Raw genomic sequence first — 21,973 nt, forward strand, 5'->3', positions numbered from 1 at the left:
TTTTTTATTTTGAGTAAAGTTATCACAATAATTTCACCGCAAAAAAATTACGGTAAGTTTGTTATCAAATTTGATATAAATAATTATCCTCCCAAAGCCATCCTAATAATATTCGCATGTTCAGATTTTGGAACATTGATGTATTTGGAGAAACTTTTAAAATCTTTATGCCCTGTATGACTCATTACAATTTTATGAGAAACACCTTTTATCATTAAATTGGTAGCAAAAGTTCTTCTTCCTGTATGAGTTGTGATTAATTCAAACTTTGGTACTTTCTTAGTAGTCACTAAATTACCTTTGTATTCGTGTACCTCAAAAGGTTCGTTAATCTCCAATATTTCAGCAAGTTCTTTCACGTATTTATTTAACTTTTGGTTGCTAATGGGGTGTACTCCTCCATCAATTAAAGCTCTTACAATTTTTAAACAATCATCTGTTAAAGGTATTTCAATTGCTTCCTTTGTTTTCTCTTGCTGAATAGCTAAATAAAACCCTGAATCGTTTTTTTTCAAATGGCTTTCGTCAATTCTTGAACCATCCCCAAACCTTAAACCCGTCCAACATGACAACAAAAACAGGCTTTTCGCATTATTGTACTTGCTTTGGTCAAAAGTAGTATTCTTGATAAGTTCTAACTCTTCATAGGTCATTACCACCTTTAAAGTATCGGGTTGGTGTTTTATTACAAACTCTCTAAAATCTTCATTTTTAGTAATTTTAGCCATTTTACACCAATTCAAGAAAGTACGAAAAAGACCTAAATACTTTGCAGTAGTTTGTACGTTCAAATTGGCAACTTCTTCAAAATAAGTTTGTAAGGCTTCCATTAAAAACAAATCCACCTTATCAAGATCAAAAATCACATTCCTTTTTTCCTCAAATCCTCTAAGATGTACCCCAAGGCTTTTAAACTTCTTGATACTTGAAACACTTAGTTTCTTCTCTTTTAATTCTAAATGCTTTTGCCATGCTTCCCAAAACTTGGCTTTTGTTGAAACAGCTTTTTGTTTTGTATCTAATTTCTCTCTTAAATAAGAAGCATCAATATCAAGCCCCATATTCTTAGCATTTAAAAAAATCTTCAATGCCTTGGCTTGAAAATCTTTCAAAAAAATATTGTACTCTCTTGAAGAACTTCCCCCATCATTAATAATTTGCTTTTCGTGTTTCCAATGTTTGGGGTTCTTTACACTTACACCCGTTGAAATCCTAAGTCTTTTTTTTCCATCTCTAAGAATTAGCATTATCAAACTTTTGCCCCTTTCGTTCCCTTGATCTTTGAGAAAAAATTTAGCCGTTGCCATGATGATTTTATGTTATTTTTGATTCCTTTACAAATATAACCATTAATTAACTGAGGGGCTATATGAGGGGCTATTTATTTTTACGTATATGGTTTAGTATTTATCTGTATTTATATCAAATCTTTGATTTTAGCTATATTTGAAAGGTTTTTGAATTTTAGCTTACATTCATTTTTACAGGGTTCGACTCCCTCCGACTCCACTAGAAACCGCGTTTACAGTAATGTAAGGGCGGTTTTTTTGTTTAAGAGGGATAACATTGGGGATAACATTTTTCTAACCAACTTCACTACATTTTCAATCTCATACTTCAATTGTATTTTAAAGTATACTTTAACTCATCTTATTCTTCTCGATTGAATCTCTCTTGTAGGCAAGATCCCACCCAAAAGCATCAGATTTCAACTATTTATCTTCAAATTTAGAACTGAGCACTTTAATAACCAATTGAGATTGCATTTGAAAAGTACAATTTAAACGAAAGTAGAACCTGCGTTTTAAGCTTGTTTCACGGATGTAATAACGTAATCATAACGGAAGCAACACGGAGGCAAAACCAATAAAAAGTACGTTTTTACTGGTGTTTTACGAATGTCATACTGAAACACTCGACAAACTTATCCTGATTTATTAAAATAGTACAATTAATATACTTATTATATTAGAAATCTAATGATTTTTGGTTACCTCCTTTATGATTCAGTACATAAGAAAATGCTTTTTCAAGAGTTTTTTCACCAATACCTTTATAATTTGCTAAACCTATTATTGAATTAACTTCTCCTGAATCTATAATTTCAGATATTTTCCTAGCATATTGTGGTTGGATTCCAGTTACTTCCTTAATTTTCGAGCTATCAAGTGAATTCCATTTTGATTTAAAATTATCAAAAAGATCATCTTTTACATTCGGGTCAAACTCATAGATTTCAACATCAATATTACATTGGCTAAGATAATTATCCATTAACTTTTTAACTAATTCTGTATCTAAACCTCCATTATGTGTACCTAATAATGGAAAAGCAACTGATGTGATTCCTTTTTCTTGATATGTTTCTACAAATTTCTTTAACCCCTGATCTACCCATTCTATTTTACTAGGAAATTTCCAATGCTTTTTTGTTGGAAAGTTTAATATCCAGGGTGCATTCTTTTGCTTGTTATATATCCAAAGAATACCTGGTTGAATTAATTTGTTCTTACAATGTTCTTTATATTCAATAAACATCCTAGGATATCTCAATTTATATACTTGAGCGATACCTTTTCCCATAACACCAACGCAGTTCACTGTATTTACAACAGTTTGACATTTAGTATTAAAAATATTTCCTTTTATATATTTTATTGACATAATGATGAATTTAATTAGAACCTTGATAAACTAACCAAGATATATTTTTATTGTAATCTTCAAAATAAACTCTATCTGGAGAATATTCAAACTTCAACTTTCCTGGAGGATTAGATTCATTATTACAATCTATTCTAAATGATTCACCATACTTATTTACAAAAGCATTATTCTCCATAAACGGCTGAGGATTCACTTCGATATGTGTAATTAATGGAGAATTGTTATCAATCAAGTTTAACAATGACTCTTTATCTATTTCATTTCTACAAACAATTTTTAATGAATTGAATATGGTAATATCTATTTCATTTAATATCAAGAACTCTTGTTGTGAATATAGAATATACTTTCTTAAATCATTATTGAAATCATTTGAATTAAAAGGGAAAGTATCATAAACATGATCAAAATTAAATACTTTTAACCCATCATTAATATTCCAAACTTTAGCAGAATTTGACTGCATATTTCCATTTGAAACAAAGCATTTATCTTGATATTTTGCAAATACTTCATCAATATCAATAATGAAGAAAATAGGAACTGGACATTTTGGAAAACCTAACTTTTTAGCTTGATAATCTAATTCACCTTTTTTGTGAGTTCTACCTAATCCTTCATTATAATATTGAGTTGGGGTATTTGTTCTAAAATAAAATCTAGCATATGAATGTGCATCGTGTTTTCTCCCTACTACACTTCCTGCAGAATCTACTTTCATTTCAGCCTTATTACGACTCATTATTTTACCCTGATTAATAATATTAGAAGCATTTTCTAAATGTGCAAAATGATATATTTTAGGAAATTCTTTCTTTAAATTTTTATAAAATTTTGCACCATATACATTATCTAATTTTTTATTGATGAAAGAAGAAATCTCTTCATTTATTTGAATTACAGAATTATTACTTAAGGAATTCCAATCCCAATATTTTTCATATTTAAGTATTATATCCATTGAGAAATTAATACTTTTATTTTTTGATAATGAATACCAATTCCATAATTCGCAACTTGCAACACCTTCTTCAAGAACTTTTGATAAGTCATCTCTTTTTGAAAGAATATTGAAATCCAAATAATCTTTAAATAAATGAATTGTATTATTATCAATGGATAATAAGTCACTCCCTGAAATGTATGACCAAATTCTTCTACTCTTCTGAGTTTGTAATGATGATAATAACTCTGTAGAGAATAGAGTAGTTTTTATACTTCCGATTACATTACTTAAATCAACTCCAGCAGTTGATAATTCAATGGCATAACTTTCTGATTGGTACTTATCATTTAAAAGTAATCCTGATAAATTATAACCATAACAACTTAATTCTTTAATATCTTTAGTCTCAATACATAAATATTGATTTCTTAAAATAGCATTAAAAATATCTTCATCTAGTACTCCATCATTAGCTAGATCTGATATAAAGCTAATTTTTATGTCTTCTGATAAATTCGTGATAAAAGATTTTACAAAAGGTCTTATTTCATTGTTGAATAGTTTATAATTTTCAACTTTATTAAAGTCACCTCTTTTTGATAAAGAATCAAAGTCCCAATCTTGTTCTTTATATTTTTCAAGGAAATTCCTATTTAGCTTTATATAAGAATTTTTTGATAGTTTACCCCAGTGAATTTTATTAGTGAATAATTCTACCTTAGTTTCATCAGAAAAAATTGAACTATTTTCGGATATATACTCCCAATTCCAAGGTTTTTCAGATTTTAATAATTTATCATCAGTATTTATTTCTTCTATTTTTGATAAATAATTCCAATCCCAATCTTTATCGATATATGATTGAATTAGTTCAGCTTCTATATTAAGATATGGATTATGACTTAATTCTGACCAATTAATATATTCAGAAAATGCATCAAGATTTTTCTCTAGATAATCTTTATCTCTAATAAAAGAACTATATCTAGAAATATAATCAAAGTCCCATTTTAAACCTCTAGTAACACCTATCAATAAATCTAATCTGAAATTTAACTTCTTATTTTTAGACAGAAGATCCCAATTCCATTTATCATTATATTTAAACAATAGTTTTGGGGTAACCCTTAAGGCATTAATACTTTCATTAGTAATTGTATCCCAATTTAAATAGTTTTCATACTTTTCCAGTATTACCTCACTGAATCTTAGTTTTTTATTATCTGAAAACGATAGATAATTCCAATCCCATAAACCAATTAAAGATTTATCTCTCAAGTATTGATCTAATTTTTTAGGATGAATTATTTGAGTTATTTTCTTTTTAAGGTTTTCTGAATTACTCTTTAATAATGACTTGGAGTATTTATTGATATTAGCTATTATATCATCTACTGGAATGTAATTATTGGACAAGTAATCCCAGTCCCAGTATCCTACACCTTGTATTATCAATTCTATTTTTTCGTCTATAGTAAAATCATCTGAACTACTTAAATACGACCAATCCAAATCGTTTTCTAAATTGATTAGATTATCTTTTATATATTCAATAGGTAAAATTGGTGTTATCCTACTCCAATTCCATTCATAATCATCAATTTTTGAAATAATAAAATCAGAAGATAGATACTGCGATACTATATCCTTATCCCAGAGATTTGGATTAATTAGAGAGAATAATTCATCAAATTCACTTCTTTCAATATCATTAGATACTTTACTTAGCCTAGTATGAATTATATTATAATCAATTCTTTCTTCTAAATGATCATAATTATTTATTAAAAAAATTACAGATAAAATATGCGATAGATAATCCCAATCCCAACTGAAATCTAAATTGTCAATCAAGTATTTTTCTATAATGGGTAAAGACAATTCATTGATAAGAAGCTTACGTTCAAATATTAGTTCACTGAAATTAGAATCAACAAAATCATCATCTAATTTGCCTAATAAGGTATTTACAGAATGGGTATTATTATCTTTGATAAAATCTACAAAGTCTAAGTTATTCAGATTTATCAAAGAATTATTAATCAAATCTGGTATTGACCACCTGTATGATTTATTATTTAAAACAATATTTATATCATTAATACGTCTTGATAAATTCTCTATCGACTCTGATGTAGTTAGATAATGGTTATACTTATTAAATAAATTTTTAGTCCATACAACATAACTATTTATATCAAAACCAGGTTCTTTCTTAGCTAAGACAACATATTCTTCAATTTCTTTATAACCTTCAAATGATACAAATCTACCTTGTCGATATTGTACTTCACCAACCTCTGGTATTGTCTGCCATTTAATCAAGTCTAAACTATCAAGAAGATTAATTAAATCTTCTGACCAATAAAGTTTTTCTGTGGTAAATTTATGATTACAATGCTTCGATAATAAATCTTTAAACGTATTATTATTAACTAAAACTTCTACTACATCTCTATACTTTAAAAGTCTTATTAATATTAATTCCCAATCCCAAAACTCAGCATAATTTGCTAAATTTTCAACTAAGAAATTATCTGATAGCTTATTAATAAGTAACTTATAGTTGAATCTTTTTCTGACTTCATTAGAGCATTTCGAAAAAATTTCCTCTAATAATTTCTCATCAGATACTGAATTAATATAGTCTACATCCCATTCGTAGAAATTTATGTCAGTTATTACCACTTCTTTATTTAACTCCCATTCTCTAGTTGTTATTTTTAACCAATCCCAACCATTCTGATCTTCCTTGTAAATTCCTTTTATCAATGAAAAATTAAGGTCTGATAAATTATTGTAAATAAGATAATAGGGTATAAATTTGTGAAACTCACGGTCAAGAGAATTATATAAAATTAAAGATTGATTTACATCTAAGTAATCTAAAGCTGTTTCTAAGTTCCAGGGGAATTTGTTAATGTATTCAAAAAACAAACCTTGATTAACCTCTAAAATATTACTAGTAATCAATTCATAATTCCAATCAAGTTCACTAAAGTCAGCGTTAAATAATTTATATACTTGATCAAATGGTAAATTTGATAACTCGAACTCATCCCAAAGATAAATTTCATTATTTATATTATTAAATAAGAAATCAAATGATACTCTTTTAGTTAATACTGTCCAATCCCATAATACATCATATTTTGATGTATTTATTAAGTCAATAAATATATTGATTGGAATGGTTTTAGATAATGACTCTGAAATATTTAGGTTTAGTTCTAAAAGAAAATCTATAGTATTTTGATTCCATTTCACCTTATTATTACTTAGTAAAAAAGACCAATCAATAACATCATGAAACTGTATTAAGTCATTAATATCAAATTCAAATTTATCATTAGAAATAAGATTTTGATATTCAATTCTTAAAACTTCAAACTGATAAATAGATTCCTCACCATGAATGTAATCTTGTAATGACTTTGAGAAAATATTATTGTAGAAAGGGAAAAATACTATTGTACCATTTGAATTCTTAAAACAATAAAGATCTATTTTTAAAGATGGAACATCATCATTGATAGTTATATCTGTTTTAGTTAGATCTACTACTTTTGAAGAACGTTCCTTATTCATAAGAACTGCATTTATTTCATTGAGAATCTGAAAATCAATATTATATACACCATCAAGCACTTGTTGATAGCTCTTATTTTTTGATATTCCTTTTTCGAAATCAGAAAAAATATACTTTTCTTCATTCACAATTTTATGAGAAAGTTTAAACTCTTTAAATAAATTTATATCACGATGTTTATCAAAATTTATAAATGATTTATAAATAAATTCACCTTTTGAATAACTAAAAAGCTTCCCTTCTGAAATAAGGCGTTTACCTATAGGAGTAATTGAGAGAACATTATATTGATTATTAATCAAAAAATTTTCTTCTAAAAAGTTTATTAAAGTATTGTAAATATTTTTTTCAGCTAAATCACAAGTTTCTCCTTCAATATTAAACCCAATAATTTTAGCCAATGCTGTACTTCCAATTGATTCATTGGACTGTTGCTCGATTATTTTACATAGAAGGACAAATATGTCATCAACAATTATCCCCTTCTCAATAATTGCTGAAATTTTCTTTTCATAGATATTGAAACTATAATTTAACTTTCCTAAATATGAAGAATCATTTTCTCGTATGTTTTTTGTTAATTCTAATCCAATTTTTTTTTCTGTTATATTTCTCATAATTAGGTCTATTGTTCAATTAGTTTATAATCAATAATCTTAGAGTTAGGATTTTCCTCTATTGTATTAGCTACATTATTATATATAGAATGTCTTGAAAAATGTGTTTTATTACCAACAATAATAAGAAGTCTTTTAGCTCTTGATAATGCTACATTTAATCTATTTGGAGATTCTGCAAATCCTAACGTTTCCTGGGGTCTATAACCTTTATTATTTGGATAAAGATCTAAATTTGGAATTGCAAATGAATTATCTGCGATTTTATTACTTCGAACCATTGAAACAATAACAATATTACGTTCCATTCCTTGAAACTTATCAACTGTTCGAACTCTCAGAGGAATATTAAATTCTTCTTTAAGTTCATCTAGATAATTAAGTTGTCTACCATAAAAACTAATCACGCCTATCTCTTTATCTTCAGCTGACTTTTGAATTTCTTGAAATTTTAAGAAAGATTCAGAGTTTTCAAAACTTTTTAAAACCCCTCTTATAGCATCAACTTCTTTTATATTAATCCTCGAAGTACCTTCTTTGACTTCTGGCTCATCTACATCGACCCACATAACATGTACATCTGGATTTATAAACTCATCACCATTATTATCAAATGTCGTAATTCCATGATACCTTGACATCTTGTTTTCAAAATCAGGTGAATTAACATTATTACTTGGCAAACCACAGTTTAATCCTCCATCTTCAACATAAAACTGTTTGATAACATCATTTATATCTGGATGCATCCTATATTGTGTATCGAATGTTGCTTTAATTGATGAGTCAGCATTGGGATTTAAAAACAGCTTTTCAAATTGAGAAGCATTTAACTCTTTTTCAGTTATATTTTTAAGTAATTTACTTTGTCGAACTCTTACTAATCCCTGCTTGATTTCGTTTTCATCGAGCATTGGAGGTAATTGTCTATGATCACCTACAATTATTGACTTATTTCCATACATTAAGGGCAATGCTAATTCAGGAGGCACAGCTTTACTAGCTTCGTCCATAATTACAGTATCAAACCAAATATTATGCTTACTTTTTTTTGATTTTTTGTTCTTATGGTGCTTAAATGTTTCTACGTAAGAATAATAAAAGCCTGTTGGTTTTCCCTCTGAACTTTTCTCTCCAATTGAACCAGACGTAGCCCCTACAACATTAACATATTCCAAATAGGTTTCCGAAAATAACTTTCTTAGGTATTTAGATGGATTTATAAGTCTATTTTGAATTTCTTCAAATAATCTAGGATCGATATTACGTTCTGATTTTGATACTCTTCTTGCTATATTTTCAACCCATATTTGAGTTATTGATTTATACTCTTCAGGTTCCTCATCTCTTTCTTTATTTGCCCAATTATTAATTAAATCTATAGAAAACTTCATCCCTTCTGGTTCGATATTCCGTCCAAATCGTATTGGCTTTATAAGGTTATTATTACTTATATCAATTCTATCAATAGCATTGTCTACAGCTAGTTTTGATTCTGAAGTAAGAAGTATTCTATGTTGCTGGTCATCTAATAAGTGTTGCCAGATAATTTCTGAAATGGTACTTGATTTACCTGTACCTGGAGGACCTTGTAATAATACTAAATCTTCGGCATGAAGAGATTTTAAAACTGCACCCCATTGAGAGTCATTTAATGTTTTAGTATTCGCCCTATCCTTTAATCTAAAATACTCATCAGAATTTAATTTAATTTTTGATTTATCTTCTATCGGTTTTGCTTTAGAAGAATCAAAAATGAAATCTTTAAACCTATTATTATTACCACCTCTTCCATCTTTAGATAATGTTTTAACAGTATTTTCTAGACGTAATATTTTTTCTACATCTCCTTTTAGTGATGGTGAAATATCTCTTATATTTCCTAAACTTGAAGATGATTCAAGAATCTCAAATTTTAAATCAGGAAATTTATATTCTCTTAATTTTAATTGAGGTGTTTTATCATCATAATGACGGTTAATGAAAAAGTCATCCCCAATGAAACCTTTAAAATTAGAATTTAATATTTCTTTTCTTAGTTCATCACTCTGCTTTAAAATAAATTTAACTTCAAATTCTCCATTGATTTCAGTAGAGAAATAATCTTCACCTTTTCTTTTCTCAAAGTAATCTAAAAGATCATGATAATCTACCTTATTTAGATCATAAAAATACTTGAATGACAACTCGTCGCCTTCTGGTGAAATAGTTGTTTCAATATCAGGAAAATGATCAATCAAATTTTTCTCATATTGAGTTATCTTCGTTATAGCTTCAATTCTTATTTTAAATGTGGGTACAGTATCATCTTTAAAGTTATTTTTCAGATTAGGTAAAGCATTCAATATACTTATTGCTTCATCAAATTCCGTTTGATTACTAACCTCAAAATATAAAGGATGAAAGAATGATCTAAATTGAACATTTTTAAGTTTAGATAAAGATTCAGAAATCTCATTACTATATTCAATTCTAAATGTATTATTACAACTATTTAATCCATTCTTATATAAGTATCTTCTTACAACTTGATAATATACCTGGTGAACCCCATCTATGTTTTTTAAATGTTGTCCAAATAGATAAGAGTGGATATCGACTTCCTCTATTCCATTGTATATACCAAAAATTGTTTTTTTAAGCTTTATTTTTGAATAGGTAGAATCTTCAATATCTTCTTCTGTTATAATTAAACTGTCGTGTAAAAATTCTTTATTTAGTATATTTACTACGATGTCCTTGTTACTCTTTTTTACAATCAGTTCATACTGACATTCTTTATAATTAGTTTCAAAACCTAATTCATTCAATAACTCCTTTTCTCTATCCTGAGTTAATTTACTATTGATAACACCTATAGAAAATATATTCATTTCAGGGTTTCTATAAGAATAAAACTCAAATGAGTTTTCAAAACCTTTAGACTTTACTTTATCCCTTAACCATGCATCTAAATCTGGCATAAGACTAATAAATTTTACACCAAAACTCTCTTCCCTTTTGAAGTATTTAGATAATCCATGATTAGAAATTACATTATCGAAGGCCTCAATATCTTTTAGTTTTAACTGTGCGAAAGAAAATCTATCACTTTTATGGTTTTGAAATTGTACATCTATTCCATTTTCTTTTAATTGATTACTAACAAATTCAAAAATATTTTTCTTTGCTCTTATAGATCCTTCAATAACAGGTTTGGGTGTGAATTCAAAAAAGAGAGGTTTAAGGTCTAATTCTAATTCTTCTAGTTTTTCTTTTGGAAATTTGGAGCCAAACTCACAATTCACAAAGCCATTTTGAAGATCAATTTCTTCAATACTATCTCCTAATTTTCCCCTAATTACATTTTTCACTTTATCTACAGGGAATGAGTCATCTAACTTTAGTTTTACGAATTTTTTGTTTACCTCTTGTCCTTCTTCTAATACTCTATAGGGCATTAATTTATCTGCTAACATCTTTTGTTTAGCATCTATATAGCTATACCATAATTCTTCAGTAGGATTCCTTTGTTCTTCTTTCTTTTGTCCTTTATACTTATTGCGATATTCCCCTTTTTTATAACTTCCTTTATAGTCATTTCTTTTACCTCTTTTTTCTATAGTACTTCTTTGTTCAGTATTATGTTTTAACTCAGAATTACCACCAACAGGAACTCTCTTTCTCTTTCTCTTCTTTTGACCTGTATTACTATCCGAAGTTCCTGGTCTCTGTTTCTTCTTCCTTCTATTTTCAAAAGATGATAGATCTACTTTACCAGAAACAGTTAATCCTTTTATTTCTTCTGCTTTCGCATTTATTTCAGAATCATTATCAGTTTTTATATTGGGCTTATTATCTAAAGGATTGAAAGATTTTTTATCTGAATCATCATCTATACTTTTTTTATGAGATAGATCTATTTTACCTACTACTTTTAATTTGGGTCTAGCTTTAGGAATTTCTGTATTTTCTTCTTTCTTAATATGATCTTCATTTACACTTAATGAAGAATCAACTTTTAGTTTTTTATTATTTTTGAAAAGCTTAGAGAAAAATCCTTTATTTTCTTTCAATTCATTAGATTGTGAGTTTATTCTTTTCAATAACTCAAATTGTTCAACAGTAATCCTTGCATGAAGAGATGACCCTACATCAATATCATTCTTCTTTAATTGCTCTATAAGAGTTCGATGATCTACATTTAGTTTTTTTGCTGCTTGACTGATACTAATTAATTTTTGATCCATTATTCAAGGGGGTTAAAGAATCTATAAGTAACTTTTCTAACATCTCAATAACCATTAACTTATTAGATATTATTGTATTTCAATTTAAATCCAAGAATACCTTGGAGGATCATTAATCCCCCAAGATACCTTTTTGCATTAGCATATTATTATTAGAATAAAAGGGTACATCCGTATTACCTAATACGCTGGCCGGTACAGTTGCAAGTTCTGTAAGATTGTCCATAGGTACAATGACTGATTTTGCCCCGTTTTCAGAGAGCATTGTCACTTTATCATTGAAATTGATGGCTCTTTCAATTGCTCCACCGATAGAGATGTTTCCTAATACTGCTAGACCTGGTTTTAGGTTCTTTTTATATATAGATGATATAATAGCCATATATACTGCCGAACCGATACCTGTACTTAATGTTGAGCCTAAAACTTTAGTTATTTGTACTGTTAGGTCAAAGTTTTTAAGTGAATGTTGTTCATTTAAAATTGAACTTTCATTTGCCTTAATGTATTGGAATGTATTTTTTATGTTCTCTTTTACAGCCGTACTACTTACTCCTGATATATTCAATTTACCAGAACCTTGAGTTGTTACAACTTCTATTCTTACTAATGCTAGATTATCTCCATCACTTGTACATGAATAGCAAACTCCTGGAGGAAGTGGTGTTGATTCAATGAGTGCTGACCCTTTTTCCTCTGGTAGACCAATAAATGTCTCTTCTTGGGTTTCTTTATCAATATAAGAGAAGTTAGTATCCCAGAACTCCATACCTCCAATGCGTTTGAGTTGTTCCTTAACTCTTCTACGCATTTCGATAGCTATTTCAAGATATTGTCTTACATCTTCCTTACTTACATTACCATCTGGATGAAGAAGTTTGATAAAACCTGAAACAGTTTTCTTAACAGGCTTTGTGTCTCTTTGTTTTAAATGAGCTCCTAATGTAAAGTATTTATCAAGTTCATCTGTATAGGTAAATTTCCTAAATGATTTAAGACATTCAGAAAAGTAATCTGTACTAAAGCCAAAACCACCTGTAAAGTTTTTAGGTGAGAATTTTATCATTTCCCATCCAGGCAGATAAAAGTGAATTCTGTCTAAAAATGCCGTATCGCTACTTACTTCTGCTGAAAGGGGACTAAACAAATGGCTAGTTTGAAGAACTGTTTCTACAGGTTGATTAATGTTACCGTTCAATATTATTGAGGCTACGCCTGTGATTTCTCCACCTGCACCAGCTCTTGAGAATGAGCCTGACTCCATATAATCTTTCATTAATGGAATAGCATCTTTCTCCTTAAAAATTTTATCAGTAGCTTCATCGAAACAAATGGCATCCCACTGACCGACTGCTCCAACTTTACCTGTACTACCATGTACAAAAAGTTTTGCTACTGTACCTTGACCACCAGATACTAACACAGCATAGGGTGTTAATTCTTTAAATACGAAAGATTTACCTGTTGATCGAGGTCCTAACTCAATAAAGTTAAAATTAGCCTCAACCAAAGGTATTAATCTTGATAGGAGTAACATTTTTACTCTATCACTCATTCCTTCAGACTCCGGCTCATAACCACAACTTCTTAAAAGGACATTGACCCATTCTTTCTTATCAAATTCCTTTCTTTTTTGGATAATCTTCGAATTATCAAAAGTTGATAACTGAATAGGTTTAATTTCTTTAATGACAAAAGGGTGCATCGTATTCCCTTCTTTGCTAAGGGGATCATACTCTACATCTATAATAGCCCAAATACCTCCCATTAGCATCTTATCATGAACACTAACCATTTCATCAGAAATGACACCATCCTTGATATTACTATTTTGAAGTTGAGCCCAATAGACATCTTTCTTTGTATCAAGCTTTACTGAGATTTTATCAATGATTTTGTAACTACCATTCTCTCTAATTCTTGATTGAATCAAATTACTTTCTTCAGGGTTTACATAGTGTTGTGAAAGAACGTTCTTCACATTTTCCATTCCCTTTCTGATCTTCTCTTCATCATCCGTTGAGCAAGAATTAGCAATAAGGTATTCCAGTACAAATACTGGTACGTTTGCTCCTACTTTTATAAGTCGTACTAAATCTTTTTTCACCACGTAACCTCTAAAGTTATCTAAGAGCTTGTGGTCTAAGTTATCTAAAGTTATCATGATGTTATATTAAAATAATCCTCCTAAATCTCTTGCTGTACTCTGTTTTACTGTCACAGAGTCTAATTTTTCTTTCGTAGATGCATCTAAAACTCTAATTTCAATTTCAGACTTTCCACTAAATTGAAATTCTTTACTTATCTCTTCACCTCTTTTTATTGAAATTATATCACTCTCATTATATTTTTCTCCGTTATGGAAGAATAGTAATATTATTTTCCTAAAGGCTGAAAAAGCATCAAGTGTCTCTGATTCTGCTTTAATTTTCAAACCGAATAGGTCTCCAGTCACATCTTGTAAATCTCTTTTATTGTCTATTGCAACATTTAATTTACTTGAAGTACTTGAAGGCGTATTTTCCCATTTTAAATGAGGTATAATTGTTTCCTGAGGAGTTAACCCACCATGGCTATAACCATATACACCTGGAGTTTTAAAAGGTCCTAACCTTTTAGAGAAATAAGCATATTTATATCCTTTAGTATTGATTTCTCTTTCAATATATAAGTTCTTATCTATGCTTTGTTGAGAATTAGACAAGATATATCTTTCACTTTTTTGAACATCTCCGTAACTAGAAAATTCAATTTTATCTGATTCCTCTAATAAGCCTGTAAGTACAAAACCATGATCTGTTACTAAATGTACTTCACTATAGCCATTCTGTAGTAATTGCTCAATTTTTTGAGCATAAAGTGATGCTATGCTATCAAAATACTTCAATGCTTTTTGTTGATACGTCTCCCCTAGTTTATCTGGGTCTTTACAACTACAAATAAGCACCGAATCTTTATCTGTCAATTCTGTTACTGACTCAAGATCAACAAACCCCATATTTTTATCTGGGAACTGTCCTGAAAGATAATTCTCTCTTTCTCTTTTTGTGCTAAATACATCCCCTGTATTTACATAAAGCTGACTCATATTATGCTCGGTTTCAGAAGGCAAACCTGCCAACATAATATCAAATTTTCTATTTAGCTTATATTTATTATTGACCTTCTGAATAATATCTTGTGTAAATTCATAAGACAATCCATCACCTACAACTATTGCAAGCTTATTGGAAGTGTTTTCAATAATAGTTTTAAGCTTACCAGTTTGAGTAGACTTGTAGTTCTCTACGAACGCAAACCATTTATGAAAAAATAGATCTATACTTTCTTTATAATGTTGTTGAAATGGAGTGATAATTTTTCTACTCTCTAAGAAAGATGCATATAATACGCGTATTGCATGGTCTAGCTTCCAGAATTTATCTTTATAGAATTTGATACAATCCTCCAAAGATTCTAGCATTGCTATTTGATTCCTATCAAATGTGATTAATTCTACTACTTCTGTCCAGAAATTTATTTGTAGGTGTCTTGTTGCTTTAGACTTAATTCTTTGTCTGATCTTTGATAAGGCTTTCGCTTGATATGATTTATCAGATAAATTTTCTCCAAGGTTTTCTAACCATAATTTATCCATATCTAAGAATGGATGATCTGGATGTATCGAATAGATATCTGACTTCTGTTTTAAAGTATATTGACTTAGGTAGTTTTCTAAACTTTGTTGACAAGATTTACTATCCAACCATTTTTTATAGACTTCAAATAAAGTCTTGTTAGGATTTCCTTCTAATAATCCATCAAAAAGGGTAAATACAACTTCTTTGGCCAGTGTTTCCACTGGTTTAGGAATGTAATTTTGGCCAATGAGTTCATTAACTTTCTTATAAAAAACTTCTTGAACTTTAACATCGTATTTTTGAACATACTCATGAGGATCATCTATAAATGAAAGTAACTCTTTTTCAAGATTAAATATCTCACCAGTCCCCTTATGGCTTAGATCCATCCAATATGTTTGATCATTACCCAAGCTCACCTTAGCAGCTGAAATAAGTTCTTCTTTTGGTATATTTAGATTAAGTTTCAAATGGTCATGAACTTTCTCCTTGATATAGTTTTCAAAGTATTTTATTTCTAAACTGCCATTTGTTTCACAATACTCTCTTAAAAACCTTAATTTATCTTTGGGCAAATGGGTATAGATAAGAAACTTTTTACTCTGTTTCTTGTTTTTTTCTATCTCATATTTTGCTTTTAGATCATCTAATTCATCTTTAATAAGGTAAAATGTATAGTTTTCCTTTATTAAGTCAATTAAAAATTGTCCCTCTCTAGATTGATCTATTATTACAGCTATATTATGTGACTTATAGATGTATTCAATGTCTTCTTTAAACCAGTTATCTATCATGTTAGTGTGTTTCAGTTAATGCTTCAGTAGTCTCCACCTCTTCATACAAGTTTATCATATAACTAAATAATATTTCAAAATGAGTAAATGCAGTATTATCTAATTCTGAAATCCCAGTAAGAGAAAAGGTATTTTTATTACCAACAATATTAAAAACCTCTGTACCTAATATGTTAGCACCTTTCATATTATTTTCTATTAAAACCTCATTAGAAAAATAATGCTCTATCACAAAATATTTTTGATTTATATCATCAGATGAACTAAATATTGATCTATGTTCAGGGACTGGTAACATAAGTGCAAAAATGTTCTTTGTCTTATGCTTTCTGTATATTTCTTCACTTGAATAAACAGAAAACGCATTTGTAGAAACACTTTTGAATTGACAGTTACCTTCTTTATCATTATCAAAAAGACCTATTATTTTAATATTCTCATCTACAATAGACGACATTAATTCAATTGTCCTTCTAACTTGATCTGCATTTCCTTCTCTCTTTGTTTCATCTGAATGAACACCTGAACAAATAAATACAAATGGTGAGTTTGTTTCAGGGTGTAAGACAGACCAAGCATGTTCTAAAATTTTTTGATCTGTTTTACCTTCTGTAATAACAATTATTTTATCCCTATCTTCTGCTTCCAAACTTAATAATTCACTAGCAAGCTCAGAAGTTACAGAAGAATAACTATCAGTAGGAACTGCTATAATTTGTCCTTCTTCAAGAGAATGTTCATTAATAAAAAACAATTCTCCTTCATCTGCTTTGTTAATCAATTTGTCATTATGAGACACAAGAAAAACTTGGTTATGTCCATCTGATCTTAATTCGTCGATTAATGCTGACTGTAAGTTGGCATGAATATGCGAATCGGGCTCATCAATTAATAATATATTGATACAATGATCTTTTTTATTTATAAACTGTAGTGTTGAAAAAATTTCTATAACCTGTAATACACCACTTCCTATTAGTGAAATATCTATTTCCTTTTTACCTTCTTCTTCAATAGTAATTCTAACATATTCCTCATCTGTTTTATTACTATTCTTAAATTTTAATTTGAACTTTTTCTTAAAGACACTTTCCAATCTTTCTTCAAGTTTCTCAAATTTTTTATCTACATAACATTCTAAGATTTTATTTCTTATTACTTCATGAGACTTACTTAAACTTATCTTTTTTAATAATTGAGCTTTATTATAAAAAGGTTCATTCTTTATTGAATGAAAGATTGGTTGTGTTTTATAAATAAATAATGCTGTTCTAAGATTGAGCCCTAGATTTTCTATTTTTTCTGAATAATTTTCAAACTCCTCTGCATTATCATATGAAACTCTAAAATATACATCTATTGAAGAAGGTTTTTCAAGAATAATTTTCAATTTGTATTCATTCTCTTCATCGTTATTACCCTCTTCATTATTCTCTGCATTCTCTGCATTCTCTGCATTCTCTGCATTCTCTGCATTCTCTGCATTCTCTGCATTCTCTGCATTCTCTGCATGAGAGAAAGTTAGTTGAATTTCTACTTTCTTGTTAGATTTATCATTAAAAATATCATTTATTTTTGGGACTCTTAAAAATGATAGTTCCTCGAATGGTAAATACCTTGAAGTACTTCTTCCATAGAATTTTTTGTTAGTAGTATTAATTAGCTTTTCATAAGCTAATTTCCATAATTGTAACGCTTCTAAAATTGTAGATTTCCCTATGTTATTCTCACCAACAATAAAATTAAAGTTTTGATTGCATGGGAATTCAATACTTTTAAAAGCTTTGAAATTCTTTATTTCAATTGAATTAATTCTCATTATTATTGTTGTTTACCAGTCAGCATTTAAGTACTTCTTTAATTGTCCTGCGTTTAAAACATCATGTGACAACATATTTTTATTTTGTAATGGTGCTATATTTTTTGCAACTCCATCATCTAATTTAGGGTTATAACCTTCTTCTAAAAGTTCATCAATCTTCTTCTTAAAGATGTCAATTTCCTTTAACTGATTGAATATATGATCTTTTTCTGTTTGTGCATTTGCTGAATTATCATCAGCTAGATCTGTTTGTCTATTAATCAGTGTTCTTTGTCTATATTCTATATACACAGATCTTAATCTCATTAATTTATCTCTATTCCACTGATAAATACTTACATAGCATTCAAAACCCTTTTCAGGACCACTGGATAAGTGCCATATATAGGGGGTTTTAGGCAGATTTGGAAATAGGTTAAGTTGATTTAAAAAAATATTGAAAAAATATTTTTCAAAATAAGTATAAATATCTTGATTTAGATGAACCTCTAAATCACTAAGATTACATTTTTTTGTATTTAAAAGATTTATAAAAGCTATAAATAAATTATTATGACCATTTTTATTAAGTGAAAAAATCCCATCATCACTTGATTTAAAAAGATCCATTAAATAGTCCGAAACCCATTCGGTTAATAATTCACTCTTTTTTTCTTGATTTAAATTATAATTAGTAGAAATATAATACCAGAGTCTAGCAGGATTAATTTTATTCTCTGAACATATTAATTCTAGATTATTCTTTTTTTGATTAAGTAAACTCAAGTCAATATTGTTGTCAAAAGTTGAACTATCTAAAATAAACCTACTTAATGTTATACTATTGATTTCAATGTTATACTTTTCTATTGACTTTACTAAAAAATCAAACTCAGATTTATTTATACTAAAAGATGATAAATGTATACCTCTTGATTTATAAACTAATAATTTATCATTATCAGTTAAGTCATAATTTTCTAGTATTAAATCATCAATGATTGATTCTTGTAAAAGTATTATCAGTTCAATTAATAAATTTTCAAATTGATAGTTCTCTAGCTTCTTTTGTATAGAGCCATCTAGATTTAATGGGTTTGTATCAAATTCATAATCATAAATAGAATATTTTAGAAGTCTTTTCTTCAATGAAATATTATTTTCCACTAAACCTTCTAAAAGATCTTTTAAATTATCATTTGGCTCTTTATAAGGTATTCTCTTTATATCACCAACTTGAGTTTCTACAGTACTATTTAAACATTTAATTATGTATGAACTTAATTTAGAATTAAATGTTGCTAGAATAGAATTAAAACTAGCTCCCTTAGATACAAACCCTGATGCTCCTTTAACATCATAAACACAATTTTTGGGTAAAACTCTAAAGGATGTTCCTTTTGTAGATGTTGCTGAATATGTTATGCCTTTATTAAAATAATAATCTTTATTTCTAAAAACTGCTCGACCTGTTTCTCTCATTTCTTCACCATTCTTTCCCCAATTAACAACTAACCACAGATTTCCATACCATTTATTATATGAACCTCCTTTTGCATATCTAACCCATTTCTTTTGATCAATTTTATGATCAATAGAAATATAATCTTTTCCTACCTCCCACCAATATCTTAGAAATCTATCATTATTCGCAGTTGCTAACCCAGATTTAATATCTGCAAAACTTGAAATAGCAGGCAAAGAAAATTTTTCTCTAAATGAATCTGATATCCAGAAAATAAAGGGCCACGTTTTAATTTGTTTTATCTTTTCTTGAGATAAAAAATAAGAGTCTTTATTTTCTTTTTTATTTATTACATCATCAATAGCATTTAATGTATATTCTTTTTTAAGTTTTTCTTCAGGAGTTCTTGTATAAGGATCTAAACCTACAAACCATGATTTGTTATCAGTTAAATGTGTTTTTTCTAATACATAAAATGCAGGATCAACCATTATAGATCCAAAGATTTTCCCTAAACTATAATCAATAAAAGTATCGATAAACGTTTTATTAACAATAAATTTTCTAACATCCTCAAATGTTTTAATAAACATAAAAGTTCTTGGATGAATCATTGCAACTTTACCTAATGTATTTGTCATTTCATAGCACCTTAAGATAAAGGTAGAATAAAGGTTAGTATGAAACTTATAAGGCTTCTTATAATTTTCTTCAACAAATTTTTTCAGTTCAGATCCAAAGTCAGCTGAATCAGTATAAGGAGGATTTGCAGCTGCAATATCGTACTGATTTGTAACTATTTTAAGAAAGGTAATTGCATCTTTTGTCTTATCAGTTAAAAATGTGTTTCCATTCTGCTTTGCAAATTGTCCCACTGCCTTTTCAAGGTTCTTAAAGAAGCCACCTTTAAAGTCAGCATATTTTCTAGCATCTACATTAGCAAAAAGACCAGTTTGTTGCCCTACTTCCCTCTCTAGTTGTCCTTCTAATTCTTTGGCTTTTAGGTTAATTTTTTCACCTACTCTAATTAATGAACCAAACTTATAAGCATTACTTAATTCTTCCCAAGACTCTTCTAAAAGTTTCCTCTGTTCATATTCTAAATACCCTTCTGATTCAAAGATATGTTTTACAGTTTCGTATTCTGGTAAAAAGAAATCAGAAGATACTACGTTAAAAGCAAGCTTACTTACACTTCTTTCTTTTTGTTTTGCTTTGATCCAAAGACCCAACTGAGCCAATTGTATAGCTCGATCATCAAGATCTACTCCATGCAAATTATTTTCAATAATTAACTTTGGAATATCCTCTTCATCATAATCGGCTCCATAGTTATCGATTTGATCTTCGTATAAAGCATAGAAAAAATCAAAAGCATAAAGTAAGAAATTTCCAGACCCTGAAGCTGGATCAATTAGCTGTATTTTATGTAATGGTTTTTTATCTCTTACTCTTTTTTTTGGCGTATTTACAATTTTATATTCGTCTTTTATTTCTGAATTTGGATACATTTCCAAATACATTTTCCCTAAAGAATTATGCACCAAAAATTCAACTACCCATCTAGGTGTATACACTTGAGACTGAACACTCACCTTATGGTATTCCGTTTTTTTCTTACTCTCCTTGTGGGCTATTTTTTTATAATTATTATAGCTTTCGTATAGCCAGCCTAAAATATCATCACTTTTCCATATTTCATCCTCTATATCATTATCCTTTTCAACCGAATTAAAAGCATCTATGATATCATTTAAGCTGATTACACCAGGTAATAAAGCGTAAGGGTAATCAGCATTATATAATGGAATTGAAACTCCAAGTTTATCAAATTCAAATCTCAAATAGTCCTTTAAACCTTCTAATTCTTCTGATCGCATATCAGGGTTATTTTCTAACCATGCTTTATGACCAAAAGACCTATTTCCACTCTCCTCTTGTTTTGTAATAATAGGAGGAAATAGATTTCTTGCTTCCATTACTTTTATGGCAGCAATTCTATTAAATAATGTAAAAGTTAATTCATCTAAGGCTTTCTCTCTGGCTTCTTCATAAGACCCTACTTCTCCAATATGATTTTCAATAAGATCTTCAAATTTCTCTCGTTTAGGTAAAAGTTCTGGAAGTACTTTTTCTACTTCCATTTTTTTCTTTTCTCCTAAACCCATTCTAGAGAAATTGTTATTAAAGGCATTATATATTAATTGACGAATTACGTCTACGTGTTCTGATAGTTTCATTTTAT

At 28.7% G+C, this 21,973-nt stretch carries 8 protein-coding genes; all 8 read right to left on the reverse strand.

All coding sequences use genetic code 11. From position 1 onward, the window contains the following. Window positions 1–83: 83 nt before the first annotated feature. The 8 genes from IC221_RS16085 to pglX all read right to left on the reverse strand — a co-directional run bounded on the left by IC221_RS16085 (window position 84) and on the right by pglX (window position 21,968). Complete coding sequence (locus IC221_RS16085) at window positions 84–1,307, reverse strand: tyrosine-type recombinase/integrase (protein ID WP_188169948.1); 1,224 nt, start codon at window positions 1,305–1,307, stop codon at window positions 84–86. A gap of 661 nt (window positions 1,308–1,968) precedes the next feature. Next, window positions 1,969–2,664, reverse strand: a complete 696-nt coding sequence (locus IC221_RS16090; protein WP_223241406.1) for a macro domain-containing protein — start codon at window positions 2,662–2,664, stop codon at window positions 1,969–1,971. Between the two features lie 10 nt (window positions 2,665–2,674). Continuing rightward, a complete protein-coding gene (locus IC221_RS16095; RefSeq protein ID WP_188169949.1) occupies window positions 2,675–7,819 on the reverse strand; it encodes a DarT ssDNA thymidine ADP-ribosyltransferase family protein in 5,145 nt (1,714 codons plus the stop codon). An 8-nt stretch (window positions 7,820–7,827) separates the two neighbouring features. Further along, window positions 7,828–12,048: a DEAD/DEAH box helicase gene (locus tag IC221_RS16100; RefSeq protein ID WP_188169950.1), complete on the reverse strand. Its 4,221-nt coding sequence runs from the start codon at window positions 12,046–12,048 to the stop codon at window positions 7,828–7,830. Between the two features lie 112 nt (window positions 12,049–12,160). Further along, window positions 12,161–14,212 (reverse strand): protease Lon-related BREX system protein BrxL, encoded by a 2,052-nt coding sequence (brxL, locus tag IC221_RS16105; RefSeq protein WP_188169951.1) that lies wholly within the window; start codon window positions 14,210–14,212, stop codon window positions 12,161–12,163. A 9-nt stretch (window positions 14,213–14,221) separates the two neighbouring features. After that, the gene (locus IC221_RS16110; RefSeq protein ID WP_188169952.1) at window positions 14,222–16,462 is read right to left on the reverse strand and encodes a PglZ domain-containing protein; all 2,241 of its coding nucleotides are present in this window, start codon (window positions 16,460–16,462) and stop codon (window positions 14,222–14,224) included. A gap of 1 nt (window position 16,463) precedes the next feature. Beyond that, the gene (locus IC221_RS16115; protein ID WP_188169953.1) at window positions 16,464–18,281 is read right to left on the reverse strand and encodes an ATP-dependent endonuclease; all 1,818 of its coding nucleotides are present in this window, start codon (window positions 18,279–18,281) and stop codon (window positions 16,464–16,466) included. A 12-nt stretch (window positions 18,282–18,293) separates the two neighbouring features. Further along, on the reverse strand, window positions 18,294–21,968 hold the full coding sequence (gene pglX / locus IC221_RS16120; RefSeq protein WP_188169954.1) for a BREX-1 system adenine-specific DNA-methyltransferase PglX: 3,675 nt from the start codon (window positions 21,966–21,968) through the stop codon (window positions 18,294–18,296). Window positions 21,969–21,973 lie beyond the last annotated feature (5 nt).

This window comes from Flammeovirga sp. EKP202, assembly GCF_014534745.1.
GTDB lineage: Bacteria > Bacteroidota > Bacteroidia > Cytophagales > Flammeovirgaceae > Flammeovirga.